Here is a 19,293-nt window from a genome sequence, read left to right as displayed (position 1 = left end):
AGCGAGCTCACCCGCTCGTTGCCCGGATCGTTGAGTTAACCTCCAGGTGCTATCGTGCGGGATTTTGCCCTTGAACTCGAAGAGCGGAAACAGGCCGGTCTGTATCGGACGCGTCGGCATGTAGCCGGTCCTCAGAGGCCCTCTCTCATTGCTGACGGCAAACCTTTGTTGTCGTTCTGCAGTAATGATTACCTTGGTCTTGCCAATAACCCTGCCAATATCGAGGCCCTCCGTGATGCGCTTTCCAAAACAGGCCTTGGGGGCGCGGCTTCCCATCTGATTTGTGGTCACCATGATGCCCATCACCAGTTGGAGCTTCGTCTGGCGGAGTTTACCGGACGCAGTTCGGCGCTGTTTTTCTCCACTGGCTACATGGCGAATATGGGCGTTATTTCGGCACTGGCCGGGCGGGGCGATACGATTTTTTCGGATCGCCTGAATCATGCATCCATCATCGACGGCTGTATCCTGAGCCGGGCCAGGGTTCGCCGTTATGCCCATGGCGATGTCGCGGCGCTGGAGGCGATGCTGGCGGAGACGTCCGGGCACAAGTTGGTGGTGACCGACGGGGTCTTCAGCATGGACGGCGATATTGCGCCCCTGGCGGAGCTGGCCCGGGTCTGCCGGTTCCACGATGCGTTACTGGTGGTTGATGATGCTCACGGAATTGGCGTACTCGGACCTGAAGGGCGGGGCAGCGTCGCTGAAGCGGGGTTGTCCGAAGAGGATGTCCCCGTGTTGATCGGCACCCTGGGCAAGGGGGTCGGAACCAGTGGCGCATTCGTGGCCGGGCCATCGCTGCTGATGGATTATCTGGTTCAGAAAGCCAGAACCTATATCTATACGACGGCGATGCCGCCGGCTCTTGCCATGGCAACCATTTCGAGTCTGGATCTTATTGAACGGGATCAGGGGCGCCGTGATCATGTGTTGGGGCTGGTTTCGCGGTTTCGTCGGGAGGCCTCGGCCATGGGGTATGAATTGATGCCTTCACATACTCCGATCCAGCCGATCATGGTTGGCGACAATCACGACGCGCTGGCGCTCAGTCAGGCATTGGAGGAGCGCGGCTTGCTGGTCTCGGCCATTCGCCCGCCGACGGTTCCCGCGGGGGAGGCGCGATTGCGGGTTACATTCAGTGCCGCTCATTCCCAGGCGAACCTGGATTGTCTGTTGACCGCGCTGTCAGACTGCCGGCATCTGGTTCAAAAAGCGGACATGGCGGTATGAGTTCCTGCAGGGTCTGTCCGCGTCTGGTGGTGGTTGCTGGCTGGGGCGTTCGTGCAGAGATGTTATCTGGGCTCTATGGCTATTGGCCGGGGGAGGTGGTTGCCGTGTCTCTGGACGATGAGCTGCTGAGCCGCTGCCAGTCTCTCTCGGAGGTGACGGACGAGCTGTTGTCACTTTATCCGGAGCCGTCAGTTTGGATGGGCTGGTCCCTGGGCAGTCAGGTTGTGATGGAGGCCGCCGGGCGTGAGACCGGTGCAGTGTCCTGTGTTATTACCCTCGGTGGTTTTCCGAAGTTTGTGGCCGACGAACGCTGGCTCAATGGTATGGCGGAAAGCGACTTTCGGGCGTTTGCCCGTGGTATCCGCCGGGACCCACAGCGCTACTGGCTGCATTTTCTGTTGTTGATGATCAACGGTTCTGCGGACGAAAAACTGGAGCGGCAGAGGCTCAAGCCGTGGCTTGAGAAAGGCACTCTGGTCTCGCATGAACACCTCGTCACGAGTCTTGCCTGGCTGGAAAGCGGGGATCAGAGGGCGTTATGGCGTTCACTCGCCACACCGGCCCTTCATGTGATGGGTGAGAACGATATTGTGGTCAGGTCGTGGGCGGGTGATCTCGCTGTCCCGGCGTCAAGCGGTCATGCGGTCATACCGGGTATGGCGCACTGGCCGGGCGGCTGCTCGGCTTCGGATTGCTGGGAGGCGATACAGGCGTTTTTTGCCACTCAAAAGGCGTTGTCATGGGCGTTATGATCATCTCTACCGACCAGATAGCCCGGGGCATTTCCGACACTCGCAAGTCTGATATTGCCCGGGGCTTTGGCATTGCCAGTGGCACCTATGAAAATGCCTCAAGACTGCAGCGCTTCATGGGCAATACCATGCTGCAGAAGTTTGAGTTCCGGGAAAGTCAGGATCATGATCTAACATTGCTGGACCTGGGGTGTGGCACAGGTTGGTTTACCCGAAAGTTTGCGGATTTCGGGCAGATTGAATCGTTGAGTGGGGTTGATCTGTCGCCTGGCATGTTGGAACAGGCTCGCAAGAATGGGCCTGCGGGAATCAGCTGGATCGTGGGCGATGCCGAACACCTGCCTTTGCCGGATAGCAGTGTCGATGTGATTTTCAGCAATCTCATGATTCAGTGGTGTGATGACCCCGGCGCCGTGCTTCGGGAATGCCGGCGGATCCTGCGGCCAGGTGGGAATCTGATGGTCTCCACACTCCTTGACGGTACGCTCCGTGAGTTGAAATCGGCCTGGCAGGCGGCGGATCCTGGCCATCAGCACGTAAATCGCTTCGAGACTGACCTTGCCTTGCAGGCCAAGGTGCGGGCCGAGTTACCGGATGCCGTTGTTGAAGAGCGCACTATCAGCTTACCCTACGAATCGCCGATGGCCCTGGCGGGTGAGCTTCGCCATCTTGGCGCGGGCTTCCGCGGCGCTGGCCGGCGACGAGCGGCCACGGCACCGGGGCGGATGCGGGAAATGTGCAGGCAGTACCCCAAAGAGCCGGATGGCACTATCATGGCAAGCTATGAGGCTGCCTGGGTTTACTGGCAGAAACCGTAAGAGTCGTTAACTGGAAATACACATGGCCAAGCAATCCTTTTTCGTAACGGGCACCGACACCGGGGTTGGGAAAACCCTGGTATCCGCAGCCATTCTTCAGGCGGCAAAGGCCATGGGTAAGCACACCCTGGCGATGAAGCCCATCGCCTCGGGTTGCGATCGGACGCCGGAAGGCCTTCGCAACGAAGATGCCCTTATTCTGCAGAACGCCATTACTGAGCCACTGGCCTACGAGTTGATCAACCCGGTGGCGCTGGAGCCTGCCATTGCACCGCATGTTGCGGCTGAGCAGGCTGGGCGACACATTACGTCTGATCGTCTGGTTGGATTCTGCCGCGGATTGCAGATTCGTCCGGCGGACCTTCTGCTGGTTGAGGGTGCCGGCGGCTGGCGGGTCCCGCTTAACGATCGGGAAACCTATTCAGAGTTTCCGCGCCAGCTGTCCATGCCGGTCATTCTCGTGGTTTCACTGCGCCTTGGCTGTATTAATCATGCGCTTCTTACGGCAGAGGCCATCAGAAGTGACGGTCTCAGAGTGGCAGGGTGGGTTGCCAATCGCACCGAGCCTGAGCCCATGAGTTGCGAACAGGACACCCTGAACTATCTGGTTAACCACATGGGAGCGCCCTGTCTGGGTATTCTTCCGTGGCTGGAGCAGGCGCGGCCTGAAATGCTGGCTGGTTATCTGAATATCGATGGGCTGTTTGAAAATTGACCAGGTTTGTGGCTTAATGAAGTCAATTTATGGTCATCGGGCAGCGCAGTTATGATCAGTAACACTCTCGCAGTTGGGATTCAGGGCATCCAGGATGGCATGGTGGGCATGGAAAATGCCGCCCGCAAGATTGCTCGTGGTGGTACTGATGGTCCCCAGGGAACCGCGGAAGGCGCGGGCAGCCTCGTTGAACCCATTGTTGATCTCAAGATTTACGAGCGAAGTGTCGAAGCGTCCGCACAAGTGGTGAAAACCGCTGACGAAACACTCGGAACGCTGCTTGATATCATGGCCTGATTACTGAAAGGGCGCCTGGCTCGTGCTTTCATCTCTCCCCCCTGTTCCCCCACCTATCCCAGCGGCCTCGTTTCAGGGTCAGGTTTCTCCGCGAGTCCAGGCCACGGGCCCAGTATCGGCAAAGCCGGAGGCGCCGACCGCCGGCGCCAGATCTACTGAGGCTGCAGGCAAAGCCGAATCTGCGCGGGAAAATCCCGACTCCGGGCCCCGGAGCGGGGAATCCGACAATCCTCAGGGACTCAAAGAGCAAGAGCTGAAACAACTGACCGAGCTGAAAGCGCGGGATCGTGAAGTTCGTGCCCACGAAGCCGCGCACCAGGCGGTTGGCGGCCAGTACGCCGGCGCCATGTCGTTCACCTACCAGCGGGGGCCGGACGGTGCCCAGTATGCGGTGGGAGGTGAAGTCTCCATTGATCTGTCCCCGGTGCAGGGTGATCCCCAGGCCACTATCGAGAAAATGCGAATTGTCCGGGCGGCGGCCATGGCGCCGGCGGAGCCGTCCGGCCAGGATCGAGCGGTGGCTGCCCAGGCGATGCAGATCATGCTCCAGGCCCAGTCGGAGCTGGCCGCCGAAACGGGCGCTTCGTCAAGAACCGCGAGCGATGCTTATCGTGAGGTCTCCGCCATGGGAGAGTCTGATCAGAGTGGTGACGAAAACCGCGTTTCTTCTTTCCAACCGGTGTCTGCCTGACCGTTTAATTTCCAACATCCAGGTCCTTTCATAGATATCCGGCACTTAAGGTGCGATCCGGCTCCATGCGCTGCTGTGGCGCGTGATCCGGTGACAGTTCGCAACACAAATTTTGCATCCGGCTATTGACAATTCTGTGCCTGTAAACGTATGTTTCAAACAAGTGTTTAATTAAGGCTGCAGCGCATCGCGTTGCGGTGTCTGAGCAAACCCAAGGCCAGAAGCTGTCAAACCTGATTCAGCTGAGCCCGAGAACCGAGGTGGATTCCATGCCTGAGTACAAAGCGCCCCTGCGTGACATCAAATTCGTAATGACCGAGCTGCTGAACAGCGAGCAGCACTACGCCAACCTGGAAGGTGCCGAAGACGCTACTCCGGATATGGTGGATGCCATTATCGGGGAAGGTGCCAAGTTCTGTGAGCAGGTTCTGTCTCCGCTGAACCAGGTGGGTGACAAGGAAGGCTGTATCTGGAGCGAAGACGGTGTGAAGACACCGACTGGCTTCAAAGAAGCTTACCAGCAGTATGTGGAAGGCGGCTGGCCGTCCATGACCGCCGATCCCAACTACGGTGGCCAGGGACTGCCGCACTCTCTCGGTCTGGTCATGAGTGAAATGGTGGGCACCGCCAACTGGTCCTTTGGCATGTACCCGGGCCTGAGCCACGGTGCAACCAACACCATTGAAGAGCATGGCACCGAAGAGCAGAAGCAGACTTACCTCACCAAGCTGATCAGCGGCGAGTGGACTGGTACGATGTGTCTGACCGAGCCGCACTGCGGTTCTGATCTCGGCACCCTTCGCACCAAGGCGGAGCCGAATGCCGATGGCACTTACGCTATCACCGGCACCAAGATCTTTATTTCTGCCGGTGAGCACGACATGGCCGAGAACATCGTCCATATCGTCCTGGCACGTCTGCCGGGTGCACCGGAAGGCACCAAGGGTATCTCCCTGTTCATCGTGCCAAAGTGCCTGCCGAACGAAGATGGCTCGGCCGGTGAGCGCAACGCCGTTTCCTGCGGTTCCATTGAGCACAAGATGGGTATCCACGGCAACGCCACTTGCGTGATGAACTTCGACGGCGCCAAGGGCTGGCTGATCGGGCCGGAGAACAAAGGCCTGAACTGCATGTTCACCTTCATGAACGTGGCCCGTATCGGTACCGCCATCCAGGGGCTGGGTGCCGCCGAGCTGGGCTTCCAGGGTTCACTTGCCTACGCCAAGGAGCGTCTGGCAATGCGTTCACTGAGCGGTCCGAAGAATCCGGAAGGTATTGCCGATCCGATCATTGTTCACCCGGACGTTCGTCGGATGCTGCTGACACAGAAGGCGGTTGCAGAAGGCGCCCGTGCCCTGATTTACCTGACTGCGCAGCAGGCAGACGTTGTTCACAGCGGCAAGACCGAAGAAGAGCGCAAGGCGGCCGATGAGGCGCTGGGCTTCCTGACACCGATTGCCAAGGCGTTCCTCACCGAAATCGGTTACGAGGCAGCGAACCTTGGTATGCAGGTCTTTGGTGGTCACGGCTTTATCTCCGAGTGGGGCATGGAGCAGAACGTTCGTGACGCCCGTATCGGCATGATCTATGAAGGCACCACCGGTATTCAGGCGCTGGATCTGTTGGGCCGCAAGGTTCTGATGACCCAGGGCGAATCCCTGAAAGGCTTCACCAAGCAGGTGCATCTGTTCTGCAAGGAAAACGCGGAAGACGAGCAGCTGAAGGAATTCATCGAGCCGCTGGCGGCGATGAACAAGGAATGGGGCGAGCTGACCACCAAAATTGGTATGTCTGCCATGAAGAATCGTGAGGAAGTGGGCGCGGCCTCTGTGGACTACCTGATGTACTCCGGTTACGCAGTGTTTGCCTACCTGTGGGCCCGTATGGCCAAGGTTGCCCTGGACAAGATGGTTGAGGGTACCACTGAAGAGATGTTCTACAACGCCAAGATCCAGACTGCGCGCTTCTACTTCAAGCGTATGCTGCCCAGGGCCAAGGGCCACGCAGAAAGCATGCTGGCTGGCGCTGACAGCCTGATGGACATGCCGGAGGAAGCCTTCGCCATCTAAGGCGCGGGCACCGAAGGACGGTTCCAGAGGACAGAAAGCCCGCGCTCCCCGGAGGCGGGCTTTTTTCATGAGTTGCGGTCCGCTTTTAGGGTAGAATAGGCGCCCATAAAAATAATCTTCAGCGGACACATAGCCCGAGCAGGTGTGACTGGCCCAGACTGAGGCCCTTTTGCCACCTGAACAGACTGACAGAATTTTTGGAGAGTTTTAGATGGCTGATTATCAGGCACCCCTACGTGACATGCGCTTTGTTCTGAATGAGGTTTTCGATGCCCCCGCACTGTGGGCCTCACTGCCCAAGGTTGCCGAGCATGTGGACCCGGAAACGGCGGACGCCATTCTTGAAGAAGCCGGCAAGATCAGCAGTGGTGTACTTGCGCCCCTGAATCGCGAAGGTGATGAGCAGGGCTGCAAATGGAACGATGGTGAGGTAACGTCTCCGGAGGGCTTCAAGGAAGCGTACCAGACCATCGTTGAAGGCGGCTGGAACGGTCTTGGCGGCAACCCGGACTTTGGCGGCATGGGCATGCCCAAGACCCTCGTCGCGCAGTTCGAGGAAATGATGCAGGGCGCCAACATGGCATTCGGGCTGGCCCCCATGCTTACGGCCGGCGCCTGCCTCGCGCTGGACGCCCACGGAAGTGATGAGCTGAAAGAAAAGTACCTGCCTAACATGTATTCCGGTGTCTGGTCCGGCGCCATGGATCTGACCGAGCCCCACGCCGGCACAGACCTCGGGATCATCCGCACCAAGGCGGAACCGAACGATGACGGCTCCTTCAACGTTACAGGTACCAAGATCTTTATCACCTGGGGCGAGCACGACATGGCGGAGAACATCATCCACCTGGTGCTGGCCAAACTGCCGGATGCGCCGAAAGGTCCAAAGGGCATTTCCATGTTCCTGGTACCCAAGTTCCTGGTGAATGACGATGGTTCCCTGGGTGAGCGCAACAGCTTCAGTTGTGGTTCCCTCGAGAAGAAAATGGGCATCAAGGGTTCTGCGACCTGCGTAATGAACTTCGATGGCGCCAAAGGCTGGCTGGTCGGCGAAGAAAACAAGGGTCTGGCGGCGATGTTCACCATGATGAACTACGAGCGCCTGGGCGTTGGTATCCAGGGCATTGGCGCTGCCGAAGCCTCTCTGCAAAGCGCTCGGGAATACGCCCTTGATCGTATCCAGAGCCGTGCACCGACCGGTGCCCAACAGCCTGAGAAGGCGGCAGACCCAATCCTCGTGCACCCGGATGTCCGGCGCATGCTGCTCACGATGAAAGGCTATGTGGAGGGCGGTCGTACTTTCTCAACCTACGTGGCCCAGTGGCTGGATATCGCCAAGTTTGCCGAGGATGATGAGCGTCGCAAACACGCTGAAGGTATGGTGGCGTTGCTGACACCGGTGGCCAAGGCATTTCTCACGGATCGCGGCCTCGATACCTGCATCATGGGTCAGCAGGTCTTTGGTGGTCATGGTTTCATCCGCGAGTGGGGGCAGGAGCAACTGGTTCGTGACTGCCGCATAACCCAGATCTACGAAGGAACCAATGGTATCCAGGCACTGGATCTGATGGGCCGGAAAGTGGTCGGCACCCAGGGCAAGCTTTACGAGCTGTTTGCCCAGGACGTCGCAAACTTCCTGGAGGAGAACAGTGGTAACGATCATCTGCGCCCGTTCCTTGAGCCGCTTGCTGCTGCGGTTGAGCGTCTTGATGACGTTACCGAGCACGTGATCAAACAGGCTGGCGATAACCCGAATGCCATTGGGGCAGCGTCTGTGGACTATCTGGATCTGTTTGGCCTGACCGCTCTGGGTTATATGTGGGCGAAGATCGTCAAAGCGGCTGCGCCCCAGGCGGATTCAGATACCTCCGGATTCTACAGCGGTAAACTGAAGACCGCGCGCTTCTACTTTGACCGCCTGCTGCCCAAGACCGTTTCACTGGCTGAAGGTATTCGCAGCGGCAGCGACTCCATGATGGCGCTGACGGCTGAAGAGTTCTGATTAGCCAGCAAGACTCAGGCACAAAAAAACAGGCCCTCGGGCCTGTTTTTTTATGGTTAATTGGTCAGCAGGGCAAGCTTCCCGGACTCTCAGAGTCGCTCCATTCTCTCCGGGTTGGTAATAAAGGGATTGGCACTACCCTGGATTTCGACAATGCGCCCGTGACGGGTCAGCTCGCTATCATCCGGCGGGTCCAGCCTGTTCCAGCCCTTGAACACCGCCGAGGAGCCAAGCCAGGGCAAATCATAGGTGTCCACCATGTAGGCCACCGTGCGCGCCACATCTCCCTTTACCCGCCCCGGGGGCTCAAAGAACTGGGCGCTCTGGCGAATGCCGCATTCGTCTTCGCTTACTGACGAGCCCAGGTCCTCGTAACGAGCGTTTCGCCGGCCCATCTCGGTCCGGCTGCGCACCGGTACCATGTTGTGCATGTCAGACGCGATCTGACGGTAGCGGTTATCCTGTTCACATTGACGCGAGGTGCCACAGTCGAGTGCGCTGCGGACATCGGCCAATGGATAGACATAACCGTCCGTCAGAACGAATCCTTTGCTTGTAAAGGCGGTGTTGCAGAAGAAGGAATTGCCGCCACTGGCGTAAAGGTCACCCCAGAAGTGATCGGTAACAACGGTTTTTGGATCACTGAACCGGGTATTCTGGCCAATCACGAGGGTAGTGGTGAGCAATAGGCCAAGTGCTGTGGGTATCAGTAAGAATCTTTTCATACGCCTTTTATACCTCGCAGTGTGTTCAAGCACCCTGTCAATTCGGGCCTCACTGGTCAGGATCTGATCAAGCGGGTCAAAACTATGACGCTTTGTTCACGGATATTGTGAAGTATGGCACAGAGGCTCCAAACCACGGAGCCTCCAGGCTAGAAATTTGTGGCGTAATGTTAACGGGTTAACAGTATTACTTCAGTTTGTTGCGGATGTTCTGGTAACCGGTTTTCAGGTCTTCGCCAAGTTTGGATGCGGTCTGACGAGCTTCCTGGGACGCGTTCTCGGCATCGTGCAGAACTTCATCGATCTTGCTTCTGAAACGATCCCAATCCTGTTCGAGATCCTCCCATTCGTCCTTAACGTCTTCACGGGCCAGATGCATCTGGACGCGCGCCTCATCCCGGTATTGTTTCACTTTTTCCGACAGCTTCTTGAGTTCTTCTTGAAGACTCATATCAAGCACCTCCTTGGATTGTTGGTGTGCTTACAATGCGCCCGATCGTAAAAAACTGTCAAGGGGCCGGCAGGGCCAACAGGGCACAACGAAGGCTGAGTTTGATTCAGATCAGGAACGGCCGGCGAGCAGGGCAGACATATCCCGCAAATAGTGCCAGGGGGAGAGGGAATCGAAGCCTTTCGCCGCGCGGTCGATCTGGCTGCACAGGGTGATGGCCTCATTCAGTTGGTTCCGGTTCAGCCGGCGAGCGGCCTGTTCCATTGCGCGGGCACGTTGCGGCTGGAATACGCCCCGTTTTTTCAGGAATGCGGCGGGATTTTCCGACTGGCCGGCCGCAGATTTCAACTCAAGCAGCAGGTTCAGATCCCGGCTGAGAACGGATAGCAAACCGAGCGGGTTTTCTCCCTCTTGCTGAAGCACAGTGATCATCTTGCCGGCGTGGGGCGCGCGGCCACTGATCAGCTCGGTCACGAGTTCAAAGCCATTGAATCGGGAACTGTCCTGGACCGCCTGTTCAACGGTTTCCTCATCAATGGTATTGCCGTTTGCGAGCAGTGACAGTCTGTCGAGCTCCTGGCTCGCGGCGAGCAGATTGCCCTCGAGGCGTTCGCTCATGATGGCCAGGGCACCCCGGGTCAGGCTGAGGCCGCGGTTGCTGGCCCTCTGCTGCAGCCAACCCTGGAACTTGTCGGCGTCGACGGGCCACACCGGTACGTGCACGCCCTTTCCCTGAAGCTCCTTGTACCATTTGCGGCGGGTTTCCGCCGCGTCCAGGCGGGCACTGATGAGCACGAGGATGATATCGTCGGGAGGGTCGGCCAGGACTCGTTCCAGTACCGCGCGGCCGTCGCCCAGCTTGCCGGTTGGCAAGTGAATCTCGATGCGCCGTTTTTCCGCGAACAGGGACATGGCACTAAATTCCTCGCCAACGGCGTTCCAGTCCAGTTGGTGGTCAGCGTGAAAGGTCAGGCGGTCATGAAAACCGGCGTCTTTTGCGGCCTTACGAACCTGGTCACAACATTCCTGAACCAGCAGGGGTTCGTCCCCGGATATAAGATAGACGGGCGAGAGGCCCTTTTTTAGCAGCTGGGATAACTGGCCTGGATTGGTCTTCATGGCTGGCCTGTGGCTGGGGCGTCGGCTTCCTGTTCACGCTGGTAATCCGCCCGGATGGCGTCGATGCGTTGCGGGGTCAATGGTGCCAGCCGGAATATCACCTGCTGCGCAAGACGATCGTCCATTTGCTGGCGGAGGGTCTCTTCTTCCCGCTGTCTTGCCAGCACGTTGGTTTCGTCGTAGCGGTAACTCTCGCTGGTGGTCAGGCGTGTCGTGCCCACCATGGGAATCCGATCCGCGCTGATTACTTCTAGATCAACAGAGTGACGCAGCGTGTATTCCGCGGCTGCGGCCTGGGCGGTGATGGCACTTGCGCGACGGTCACGCTCGAAGTTCTTCAGACGCAGAATGTAGTCGGCCTCCGCCACTGGCGCCACACGGACCTTGCCCAGGTTCAGCTGTTCACGCAAGGAACGGCACAGCGTGTCGGGCACCTGTGAGGAGCAATCCACGGCAAGAGGCTCGAGGGCCGAAGAAACCGGTGGGGCACCCCGCAACTGGAACCCGCAACCACCAAGCAGCGCCGCTATTACAGCGGTCAGCATCAGGCGTGCTGACGATTTCAGAGCGGAGTGCCGGGACATATCAGTTAGCCACCACGTTCACCAGTTTGCCGGGGACCACGATAACCTTGCGCACCGTCGCTCCCTCAGTAAAGCGCATGACATTCTCGTTTTCCAGGGCCAGCTTTTCGAGGTCCGCCTTACTGATGTCTGCAGGCACGTCTTCTTTGGCCCGCACCTTGCCATTCACCTGCAGTACCACCTGGATCTGGCTGCGAACCATGGCGGCTTCATCGGCTTTTGGCCAGGTTGCATCAACCACGGGCTCCTGGTGGCCGAGCGCCTGCCAGAGGGTGTGGCAGATGTGCGGGACGATCGGCGACAGCACAAGCACTGCGGTGTCCAGCGCTTCCTGGCGTACCGCCCGGGTCTGGGGTTCGTCACCTTGCAGTTTGCCGACCTCGTTAAGCAGCTCCATCACCGCGGCAATGGCCGTGTTGAAGGTCAGCCGACGGCTGATGTCGTCACTGACTTTGGCAATGGTTTCGTGAGTCTTGCGTCGCAGGTTTTTCTGGTCATCGTTCAGGCTTGCCGCGTCCAGAGCGGGTGCCGGACCAGCGGCGGCGTGTTCGTTCACCAGACGCCAGACCCGCTTGAGGAACCTGTGTGCGCCTTCAACACCGCTGTCCGACCACTCCAGGGACTGTTCTGGCGGGGCCGCAAACATCATGAACAGGCGAACCGTATCGGCGCCGTGCTCATCAATAATAGCCTGGGGATCGATACCGTTGTTCTTGGACTTGGACATCTTGGTGACACCGCCGGAAACCACCGGCTCACCATCTTCCCTGTGTACTGCTCGAACGGGCTGACCCTTTTCGTCACGCTCGACGGTCACGTCGGCGGGCGAAATCCATACCTTGCCGCCTTTGCCATCGTCGCGGTAATAGGTCTCCGCCAGAACCATGCCCTGGCAAAGCAGCCGGTTGAATGGCTCTGAACTGGTTACCAGCCCGACATCCCGCAGGAGCTTGTGGAAGAAGCGGGCGTAGAGCAGGTGCAGGATCGCGTGTTCAATGCCACCGATGTACTGATCCACCGGCAACCAATAGTTGGCCGCGGACGGGTCCAGCATGCCCTGGTCGTAATTGGGGCTGCAGAACCGGGCGTAGTACCAGGAGGACTCCATGAACGTATCAAAGGTGTCGGTTTCCAGCGTCGCCGGCTGGCCGTTGAACTCCGTCTTGCACCACTCAGGGTCGGCCTTGATGGGGGACTGGACACCGTCCATTTCCACATCTTCCGGCAGACGTACCGGCAGCTTGTCATCGGGCACCGGCATCTCTGTGCCATCTTCCAGGGTCATCATCGGGATCGGTGCACCCCAGTAGCGCTGGCGGGATACGCCCCAGTCGCGCAGGCGGTAGTTGACGGTGCGCTTGCCGATATTCTGTTCTTCCAGGTAGCTGGCAATCTCGTCGAAGGCTTCCTCGCTGGTCAGGCCGCTGTATTTGCCAGAAGACACCAGCGTGCCTTTTTCGGTAAACGCTTCTTCCTGCACATCAATCTCGCGGCCATCGCGGGCAGCAATAACCTGCTTGATGGGCAGCTTGTATTTGCGGGCAAACTCATGGTCCCGCTCGTCGTGGCCCGGAACGGCCATCAGGGCACCGGTGCCGTAGTCAGTCAGCACGAAGTTGGCGACCCAAATCGGGATCTCTTCCTGGGTCAGCGGGTGAATTGCCTTGAAACCGGTGTCGATGCCGCGCTTTTCCATGGTGGCCAGCTCGGCCTCCGCGGTCTTGCTGTTTCGGCACTCCTCGACAAACTCAGCCACGTCCCGATGGCGCTCCGCCGCCTCTTTCGCCAGCGGATGCTCTGCGGCCACGGCCATGTAGCTCACCCCCATCAGGGTGTCGGGGCGCGTGGTGTAAACGGTCAGGCCACTGTCCCGGTCTTTCAGCGGGAAGGTCAGCTCGGTACCTTCAGACTTGCCGATCCAGTTGCGCTGCATGGTCTTGACCTGCTCAGGCCAGTCTTCCAGCTGGTCCAGATCGTTCAGCAGCTCTTCGGCGTAATCGGTAATGCGGATAAACCACTGGGGAATCTTCTTCTGTTCCACCAGGGCCCCGGAACGCCAGCCCCGGCCATCCACAACCTGCTCGTTGGCCAGAACCGTCTGATCTACCGGGTCCCAGTTCACCGTGGACATCTTCTTGTACACCAGCCCCTTTTCGTAAAGGCGTGCGAAGAACCACTGCTCCCAACGGTAATAATCCGGCTTGCAGGTAGCCAGCTCCCGGTTCCAGTCGTAACCAAAGCCCAACTGCTTGAGCTGGTTCTTCATATATTCGATGTTGGCGTAGGTCCACTTGGCCGGCGCGGTCTTGTTGGCAATGGCGGCGTTCTCGGCGGGCAGACCAAATGCGTCCCAGCCCATGGGCTGCATCACGTTCTTGCCCTGCATGCGCTGATAGCGGGAAATCACATCGCCGATGGTGTAGTTACGGACATGCCCCATGTGCAGCTTGCCACTGGGGTAGGGGAACATGGACAGGCAGTAGTACTTGGGCTTGCCCGGCTCTTCCTTGACCATAAAGGTCTTGTTCTCTTCCCAGAAATCACGGGCATTCTGTTCTACGTCACGGGGATTGTATTGCTCGTCCATTCCTGCCATTACCGAAATTACCTTGTGTGGAAAAATAAAAGCCTGTATCAAAAATCACGTCTGGAGCGAGCCGGACATTCTAACGCACACTAGCCTTTACAGGTAGTCTGCCAATTTTCTGTTCTTGTGCCAGACTTGCTGATATGGGGGTAGCGCTGGCGGCGATGACTCCCCGGGACACGCCGTGAATACGTCCGTGTAGGCTTGATCGCAGCATCCATGCTGCTCACAGTCCCGGGGAGTCATCGCCGCCAGCGCCCCAGGCATAAGCAGTGGAGTCGGCAGGTGTTTTCCCAAGGTTTGGGAGACGGGCTTCGACCTCTCTTTCCGGGACTGTCTGCAGCATGGATGCTGCAGTCAAGCGTACAGGGATGTATTCACAGCGTGTCCCGGAAAGAGAGGGCGCAGTCCGGCTCTTGCACCCAGATTTGCGGTATCAAGGAGTCAACATGACACAACCAGAAAGAAGTCATCTCTCAGGCAAGGCACTGGAAGTTTACGACCGTATGCTGGAGCGGGTAAAAACGCGTCTCCATGACCTGGAGGAAACATCGCTCCAGAACCTTGAGGAAGAAGTCCAGAGGGCGGTGGAGTTCGAGTACGAGCTGGAGGAAATGACCAGAGATGAAGCGGCCCTGCTCGGCGAATACCTCCAGAGAGATCTCGAGCACCTTCTGCACTTCGTGGAAGAGACCGGCGAAGGCCTGAGTGAATGGTTGCAGCTTGATATCGCCCTGCTGGAACACCAGCTGGCGGATAGCCTGTTCTCGGTTGCTGATAAAACCGTTGTGGACTTTCTGGAGCTCAAACAGAAACTGGAAAACAACGAAGTGGGCCAGTACATCTCGGGCGAGGTGGCCACCGCTGGTATGTTCCAGTGCCTGAACTGCGGGCACATGCGGTGTCTGACAGCCACCAGCCATCTGGAACCCTGTGAAGCCTGCGGCTCCCACTACTACGAGCGGGTTACGAGCCGCTGGCCGAAACAGGAGGAATAATCCGCTCCCGGACAAACACGATGAGAATAACTGCGAGGGTCAGGACCGGCCAGGAGCCAGTCTGCATGTAAGGCGTGCTGCCCGTGGCGGTGAACACCTCGCCGGTCAGGGTGGCGCGCTCGAACTGGGGGATGGTTTCGGTCAGTTCGCCCCGGTTATTGATGATCGCAGTCACGCCGTTGTTGGTGCCCCGGAGCATGTAGCGACCGGTTTCCAGTGCCCGCATTCTGGCAATCTGCAGATGCTGTAACGGCCCAATGGAATCGCCGAACCAGCCATCGTTGCTGATCGTGAGCAGCAGGCCCGCGCCCCGGGCATTAAAGGCAACAAAATCCGGATAGGCGACTTCATAGCAGATGAAGGGCATCACATTGACGCCATTGGCCTTGAGCGGATCCTGCCACTCCGGTCCCCGGCTGAAATCGCTCATGGGCAAATCGAAGAAACCAATCAGCCCCCGCAACACGCTCTGCAGTGGCACGTACTCCCCGAAAGGCACCAGCTTCTGCTTGTGGTAGATGCCCTCGCCGTTGCCGATGGCCATGATGCTGTTGTGAAACGTGAAATCTTCAATTCGGTCACTGAATCCGTACCAGGGTATGCCGGTAATCAGGGTGCTGTTGTCGCCCAGCTCTGCACTGATGTGATCGATGATCTTGCCAGCCTGATCCTGGGGAGTGGGAATGGCGGTTTCCGGCCAGAGGATCAGATCCGTGTCCCAGTGATCCTCGGTCATGCCGAGGTAGGTAACGATCTGATCCTTCAGGAACTCAGGATCCCATTTGATCTGCTGGGGAATATTGCCCTGCATGGCGGCAAACGAGGTAGGCTCCTCGTTTAGCTCCGTCCACTCGACACGGTTCATGGCCGGGGCAATCAGCCAGGGAATCAGCGCCACCGCAAGAGTGGCGCCCGCAGCAACCGGCTTGGCGTGTTTCAGGAGCCACCAACTCCCGTAGAGTGCGGCCCCTGTGGCCGTTATCCAGAAAGTGATGCCATGCACGCCGGTCAGAGGTGCCAGCCCGGCGAGCGGGCCGTCCGTGTGTGCTGTGCCCAGATACAGCCAGGGAAAACCGGTAAGCAGCCAGCCCCGAAGCCAGTCGCCAAGTATCCAGATAGCGGGAAACAGGATCAGACGCCGGGCGGCACTCTCCTTGGCAAGCTTGCCCCAGAACCAGAACGCCAGACCGTGGAACAGCGCCAGCCCTGCAACAAAGAGAACCGTCAACAAAACGGCAATCGGAATGGCGGTATTACCGTGTTCGCTGATACTGACGTAGACCCAGCTGGCGCCGCTGCCGAACAGCCCCAGGCCAGTAAGCCAACCGGCCCGGAAGAGCTTCTCTGGAGCCAGCGGAACCGTCACGAGGAGAATAAGAAGGACTGAAACCGGTCCCAGCCACCAGAGGTTGAACGGTGAAAAGGTCAGGGTTTGCATGGCGCCGGCAACCAGAAGGGTTGCCGCGCCAAGTAATGCGTTTGAGGAAAGCGGGGTCTTCAGCGCTCTGGTATTTTTCGCGTCACTGTTCACTTCGGGTTACCTGCAGCAGACGGATTACACGGTTATCGGCGTTGGCAATGGTAAAGCGCAAACCGCCGAATTCAACCGATTCGCCCCGTCTGGGCAGGTGTCCGAATTCCTTGAGAACCACGCCACCGATGGTGTCGAATTCCTCTTCGTCCAGTTCGGTCTCGAAGAATTCATTAAAATCATCAATGGGTGTTACCGCTTTTACGGCATAGCTGCCATCGCCCCGGGCCTTGATGTGGGTCTCTTCATCAAAATCATGCTCATCTTCGATTTCGCCCACAATCTGTTCCAGCACGTCTTCAATGGTGATCAGGCCGGCCGTACCACCGTATTCGTCGACCACAATCGCCATGTGGTTACGGTTTTCCTTGAATTCCTTGAGCAACTGGTTCAGACGCTTGCTCTCGGGTACGAAAGTGGGCGGGCGCAGAATTTCCCGGATACGATTCCAGTTGAGGTCGTTGTTCAGAGCCAGGGGAAGCAGATCCTTGGCCAGAAGAACGCCAATCACGTCGTCCTGGCTGTCCCCGATGACCGGGAACCGGCTGTGTGCAGAATCCATGATTTCGCCCAGGAACTCCTTGGGCTCCTGGGATGCCTTTACGGTGACCATCTGGGAGCGGGGAATCATGATCTCATCCACCCGCATGTCGATCACCTGCATGGCACCTTCGATGATGCTCATGGCATCAACATCGATGATGTTCTGGGACTCGGCGTCCCGAAGGATTTCCAGCACGTCCTCAACGGACTCAGGCCCGCTGGAGAAGGCCTGGGATATACGTTCCAGCCAGGACTTGCCGCCCTGACTGCGACTCGACTGATCGTCGCTCATGAGTCTTGTTCCGTTTCCTCTGCTTCGTAGGGATTGCCGAATCCGAGCTGCGCAAGCAGTCGGACTTCGAGGGCTTCCATGACCTCGGCATCTTCGTCTTCAATATGATCAAAACCCTGGAGATGCAACATGCCGTGCACCACCATGTGCGCCCAGTGGGCGACCAGGGTTTTTTCCTGTTCCATGGCCTCTTTCTCGACAACCGGTGCACAAATCACCAGATCTCCGGCCAATGGCACCGTTATACCGGCTGGCGCCTCAAATGGGAAGGACAACACGTTGGTCGCGTAGTCCCGCCCACGGTACTGATGATTCAGGGCCTGGCTTTCTTCGGTTCCGACAATACGGACCGTCACCTCGGACGGATCCTCGCCCTGCCAGGCAAGTTGCGCCCATTTTTGAACCTGCGTCTCCGAAGGTATTCCTGGCGCCTCAAAAACCTGCTGAAAATCCACAGTCAGCTTATTCACTGGCCCGTCGCACTCCCGTCGTCAAAGGAATCGTAGGCTTCAACAATCCGCTGTACCAGCGGGTGCCGAACAACGTCCTTTGCTTCGAACCGTGTGAACCCAATACCTGATACCTTGCTCAGAACCCCGGCAGCGTGAATAAGCCCCGAATTCTGACCCCGTGGCAGGTCTACCTGAGTGGTGTCGCCGGTAATCACAGCCGTGGAGCCAAAGCCGATCCGGGTCAGAAACATCTTCATCTGCTCCCGGGTGGTGTTCTGGCTTTCGTCCAGAATGATGAATGAGTTGTTCAGCGTCCGGCCGCGCATGAACGCCAGCGGCGCAATCTCGATCACGCTTTTCTCAATCAGCCGGGTAACCTGGTCAAACCCAAGCATTTCATAGAGAGCGTCATACAGCGGACGCAGGTATGGGTCGACCTTTTGTGCGAGATCGCCGGGAAGAAAACCAAGCTTCTCGCCGGCCTCGACCGCGGGCCGAACCAGCAAAATCCGCTTCACCTGCTCGTCTTTCAGTGCTTCAACGGCACAGGCCACCGCCAACCAGGTCTTGCCGGTACCCGCCGGCCCAATCCCGAAGTTGATATCGTGGGTGCGGATATTGTGCACATACTTCTGCTGATTCGCGCCCCTCGGCTTGGCCTGAAGCTTGGGGGTCTTGATGACCGTCACAGCGCCATCGTAGGGCACGTCTTCGGGCAGGCGTTCAAAACCGGTTTCCCGGATAAACAGATGCACGGTATCCGGAGGAAGGTCATCGGTAGCCTCGGTTTCCCGATAAAGATGCCGGATAACCTCAACGGCCGCCGCCACATGCTCGGTCTCACCCTCAACTCGGAAATGATGGCCGCGCCTGCCGACTTTCACGTGCAGGCGTTTTTCAATCATTTTCAGGTTTTCATCAAACTGGCCACAAAGCGTCGCCAGCCGGCGCTGGTCCACCGGGTGCAGGTCAAATTGTCTGTGATCGTTGGCGTTCAAAAGTGCTCCGTTTTGGTTTGGGAGAACGAGTATCTGATGTTGGTGAAACGGGCAAGGGCCGGAAGGTGTTTCCAAAAAGCGCCCGTAAATACGTCCCTGTAGGGCTCGGTCGCGCCATCCCTGGCGCTCCACGTTTTTGGAAACACCTTCCGGCCCTCGCCCTGATCATTCTATGTGCAGGCCCGAATGCTAAAAAACAAGTAGATCGGAGTAGCTGGAGGCGTAATCCGACTGGTTTCTTCGTTACAGGCATGTTGCTCGATTACGAATTCGTCCAATCCAACCTACGAATGCGGAGCATAAACTGGGCAGACGGCTCTGGGGCCTACGGAGAGTGGTGGGGCTCCCCTCCCAAAAATGTCGGCGGCCAAGGATGGCCGACGCCAAGCGCACATGGGCGGAGCAAACGCTTTAGAAGCGAAGCTTCGCGTGCCGCGGA

Annotated in this window: 18 protein-coding genes; 9 read left to right on the top strand and 9 right to left on the bottom strand. The window is 58.2% G+C overall.

The genetic code is table 11. From position 1 onward, the window contains the following. Positions 1-54 precede the first annotated feature (54 nt). The 8 genes from bioF (at position 55) to AC5JQH_RS03580 (ending at position 8,574) form a co-directional block, all read left to right on the top strand. Positions 55-1,230 carry an 8-amino-7-oxononanoate synthase gene (bioF, locus tag AC5JQH_RS03615; protein WP_273157297.1) on the top strand — a complete coding sequence of 392 codons (1,176 nt, stop codon included), beginning with the start codon at positions 55-57 and terminating at the stop codon, positions 1,228-1,230. Then, positions 1,227-1,982: an alpha/beta fold hydrolase gene (locus AC5JQH_RS03610; protein ID WP_273157296.1), complete on the top strand. Its 756-nt coding sequence runs from the start codon at positions 1,227-1,229 to the stop codon at positions 1,980-1,982. The genes bioF and AC5JQH_RS03610 overlap by 4 nt, the downstream gene beginning before the upstream one ends. Next, complete coding sequence (bioC, locus tag AC5JQH_RS03605) at positions 1,970-2,800, top strand: malonyl-ACP O-methyltransferase BioC (protein ID WP_339622501.1); 831 nt, start codon at positions 1,970-1,972, stop codon at positions 2,798-2,800. The genes AC5JQH_RS03610 and bioC overlap by 13 nt, the downstream gene beginning before the upstream one ends. Positions 2,801-2,822: 22 nt before the next feature. Beyond that, positions 2,823-3,515, top strand: coding sequence for a dethiobiotin synthase (gene bioD, locus AC5JQH_RS03600; protein WP_053112697.1), 693 nt, complete (start codon positions 2,823-2,825; stop codon positions 3,513-3,515). Positions 3,516-3,566: 51 nt separating this feature from the next. Further along, a complete protein-coding gene (locus AC5JQH_RS03595) occupies positions 3,567-3,812 on the top strand; it encodes a flagellar basal body rod C-terminal domain-containing protein (protein ID WP_014577776.1) in 246 nt (81 codons plus the stop codon). A gap of 22 nt (positions 3,813-3,834) precedes the next feature. Beyond that, positions 3,835-4,503: a putative metalloprotease CJM1_0395 family protein gene (locus AC5JQH_RS03590; RefSeq protein WP_273157294.1), complete on the top strand. Its 669-nt coding sequence runs from the start codon at positions 3,835-3,837 to the stop codon at positions 4,501-4,503. 269 nt (positions 4,504-4,772) lie between these two features. After that, positions 4,773-6,572, top strand: coding sequence for an acyl-CoA dehydrogenase C-terminal domain-containing protein (locus AC5JQH_RS03585; RefSeq protein WP_273070409.1), 1,800 nt, complete (start codon positions 4,773-4,775; stop codon positions 6,570-6,572). Between the two features lie 211 nt (positions 6,573-6,783). Further along, the gene (locus tag AC5JQH_RS03580) at positions 6,784-8,574 is read left to right on the top strand and encodes an acyl-CoA dehydrogenase C-terminal domain-containing protein (protein ID WP_008170099.1); all 1,791 of its coding nucleotides are present in this window, start codon (positions 6,784-6,786) and stop codon (positions 8,572-8,574) included. A gap of 89 nt (positions 8,575-8,663) precedes the next feature. On the opposite strand, the gene AC5JQH_RS03575 is transcribed toward AC5JQH_RS03580, so the two are convergent. From AC5JQH_RS03575 to leuS, 5 genes are all read right to left on the bottom strand, one after another. Continuing rightward, positions 8,664-9,299, bottom strand: a complete 636-nt coding sequence (locus tag AC5JQH_RS03575; RefSeq protein WP_008170100.1) for an endonuclease — start codon at positions 9,297-9,299, stop codon at positions 8,664-8,666. 187 nt (positions 9,300-9,486) lie between these two features. After that, positions 9,487-9,750 carry a hypothetical protein gene (locus tag AC5JQH_RS03570; RefSeq protein ID WP_008170101.1) on the bottom strand — a complete coding sequence of 88 codons (264 nt, stop codon included), beginning with the start codon at positions 9,748-9,750 and terminating at the stop codon, positions 9,487-9,489. A gap of 111 nt (positions 9,751-9,861) precedes the next feature. Then, on the bottom strand, positions 9,862-10,869 hold the full coding sequence (holA, locus tag AC5JQH_RS03565; protein ID WP_008170102.1) for a DNA polymerase III subunit delta: 1,008 nt from the start codon (positions 10,867-10,869) through the stop codon (positions 9,862-9,864). Beyond that, positions 10,866-11,453 carry an LPS-assembly lipoprotein LptE gene (locus AC5JQH_RS03560; RefSeq protein ID WP_273157292.1) on the bottom strand — a complete coding sequence of 196 codons (588 nt, stop codon included), beginning with the start codon at positions 11,451-11,453 and terminating at the stop codon, positions 10,866-10,868. Before AC5JQH_RS03560 ends, holA begins: the two co-directional genes overlap by 4 nt. A 1-nt stretch (position 11,454) precedes the next feature. Continuing rightward, positions 11,455-14,040, bottom strand: coding sequence for a leucine--tRNA ligase (gene leuS / locus AC5JQH_RS03555; protein ID WP_288365312.1), 2,586 nt, complete (start codon positions 14,038-14,040; stop codon positions 11,455-11,457). Between the two features lie 449 nt (positions 14,041-14,489). Between leuS and AC5JQH_RS03550 the strand changes: the two genes are divergently transcribed. Further along, complete coding sequence (locus AC5JQH_RS03550; RefSeq protein ID WP_008170105.1) at positions 14,490-15,038, top strand: zinc ribbon-containing protein; 549 nt, start codon at positions 14,490-14,492, stop codon at positions 15,036-15,038. Here the strand turns inward: AC5JQH_RS03550 and lnt are convergent. From lnt to AC5JQH_RS03530, 4 genes are read right to left on the bottom strand one after another with little or no spacing between them, the layout of a single operon-like run. Then, positions 15,007-16,569: an apolipoprotein N-acyltransferase gene (lnt, locus tag AC5JQH_RS03545; protein WP_491713376.1), complete on the bottom strand. Its 1,563-nt coding sequence runs from the start codon at positions 16,567-16,569 to the stop codon at positions 15,007-15,009. The two genes, AC5JQH_RS03550 and lnt, sit on opposite strands and share 32 nt — an antisense overlap. Beyond that, the gene (locus tag AC5JQH_RS03540; protein WP_008170107.1) at positions 16,559-17,404 is read right to left on the bottom strand and encodes a CorC family transporter; all 846 of its coding nucleotides are present in this window, start codon (positions 17,402-17,404) and stop codon (positions 16,559-16,561) included. Before AC5JQH_RS03540 ends, lnt begins: the two co-directional genes overlap by 11 nt. Continuing rightward, positions 17,401-17,874: an rRNA maturation RNase YbeY gene (gene ybeY / locus AC5JQH_RS03535; protein ID WP_008170109.1), complete on the bottom strand. Its 474-nt coding sequence runs from the start codon at positions 17,872-17,874 to the stop codon at positions 17,401-17,403. The genes AC5JQH_RS03540 and ybeY overlap by 4 nt, the downstream gene beginning before the upstream one ends. Beyond that, a complete protein-coding gene (locus tag AC5JQH_RS03530) occupies positions 17,871-18,854 on the bottom strand; it encodes a PhoH family protein (RefSeq protein WP_008170111.1) in 984 nt (327 codons plus the stop codon). Before AC5JQH_RS03530 ends, ybeY begins: the two co-directional genes overlap by 4 nt. Positions 18,855-19,293 lie beyond the last annotated feature (439 nt).

The organism is Marinobacter sp. H13 (genome assembly GCF_059072335.1).
The sequence above is the reverse complement of the archived record's forward strand: the minus strand, read 5'-3'. Positions and strand labels throughout refer to the sequence as shown.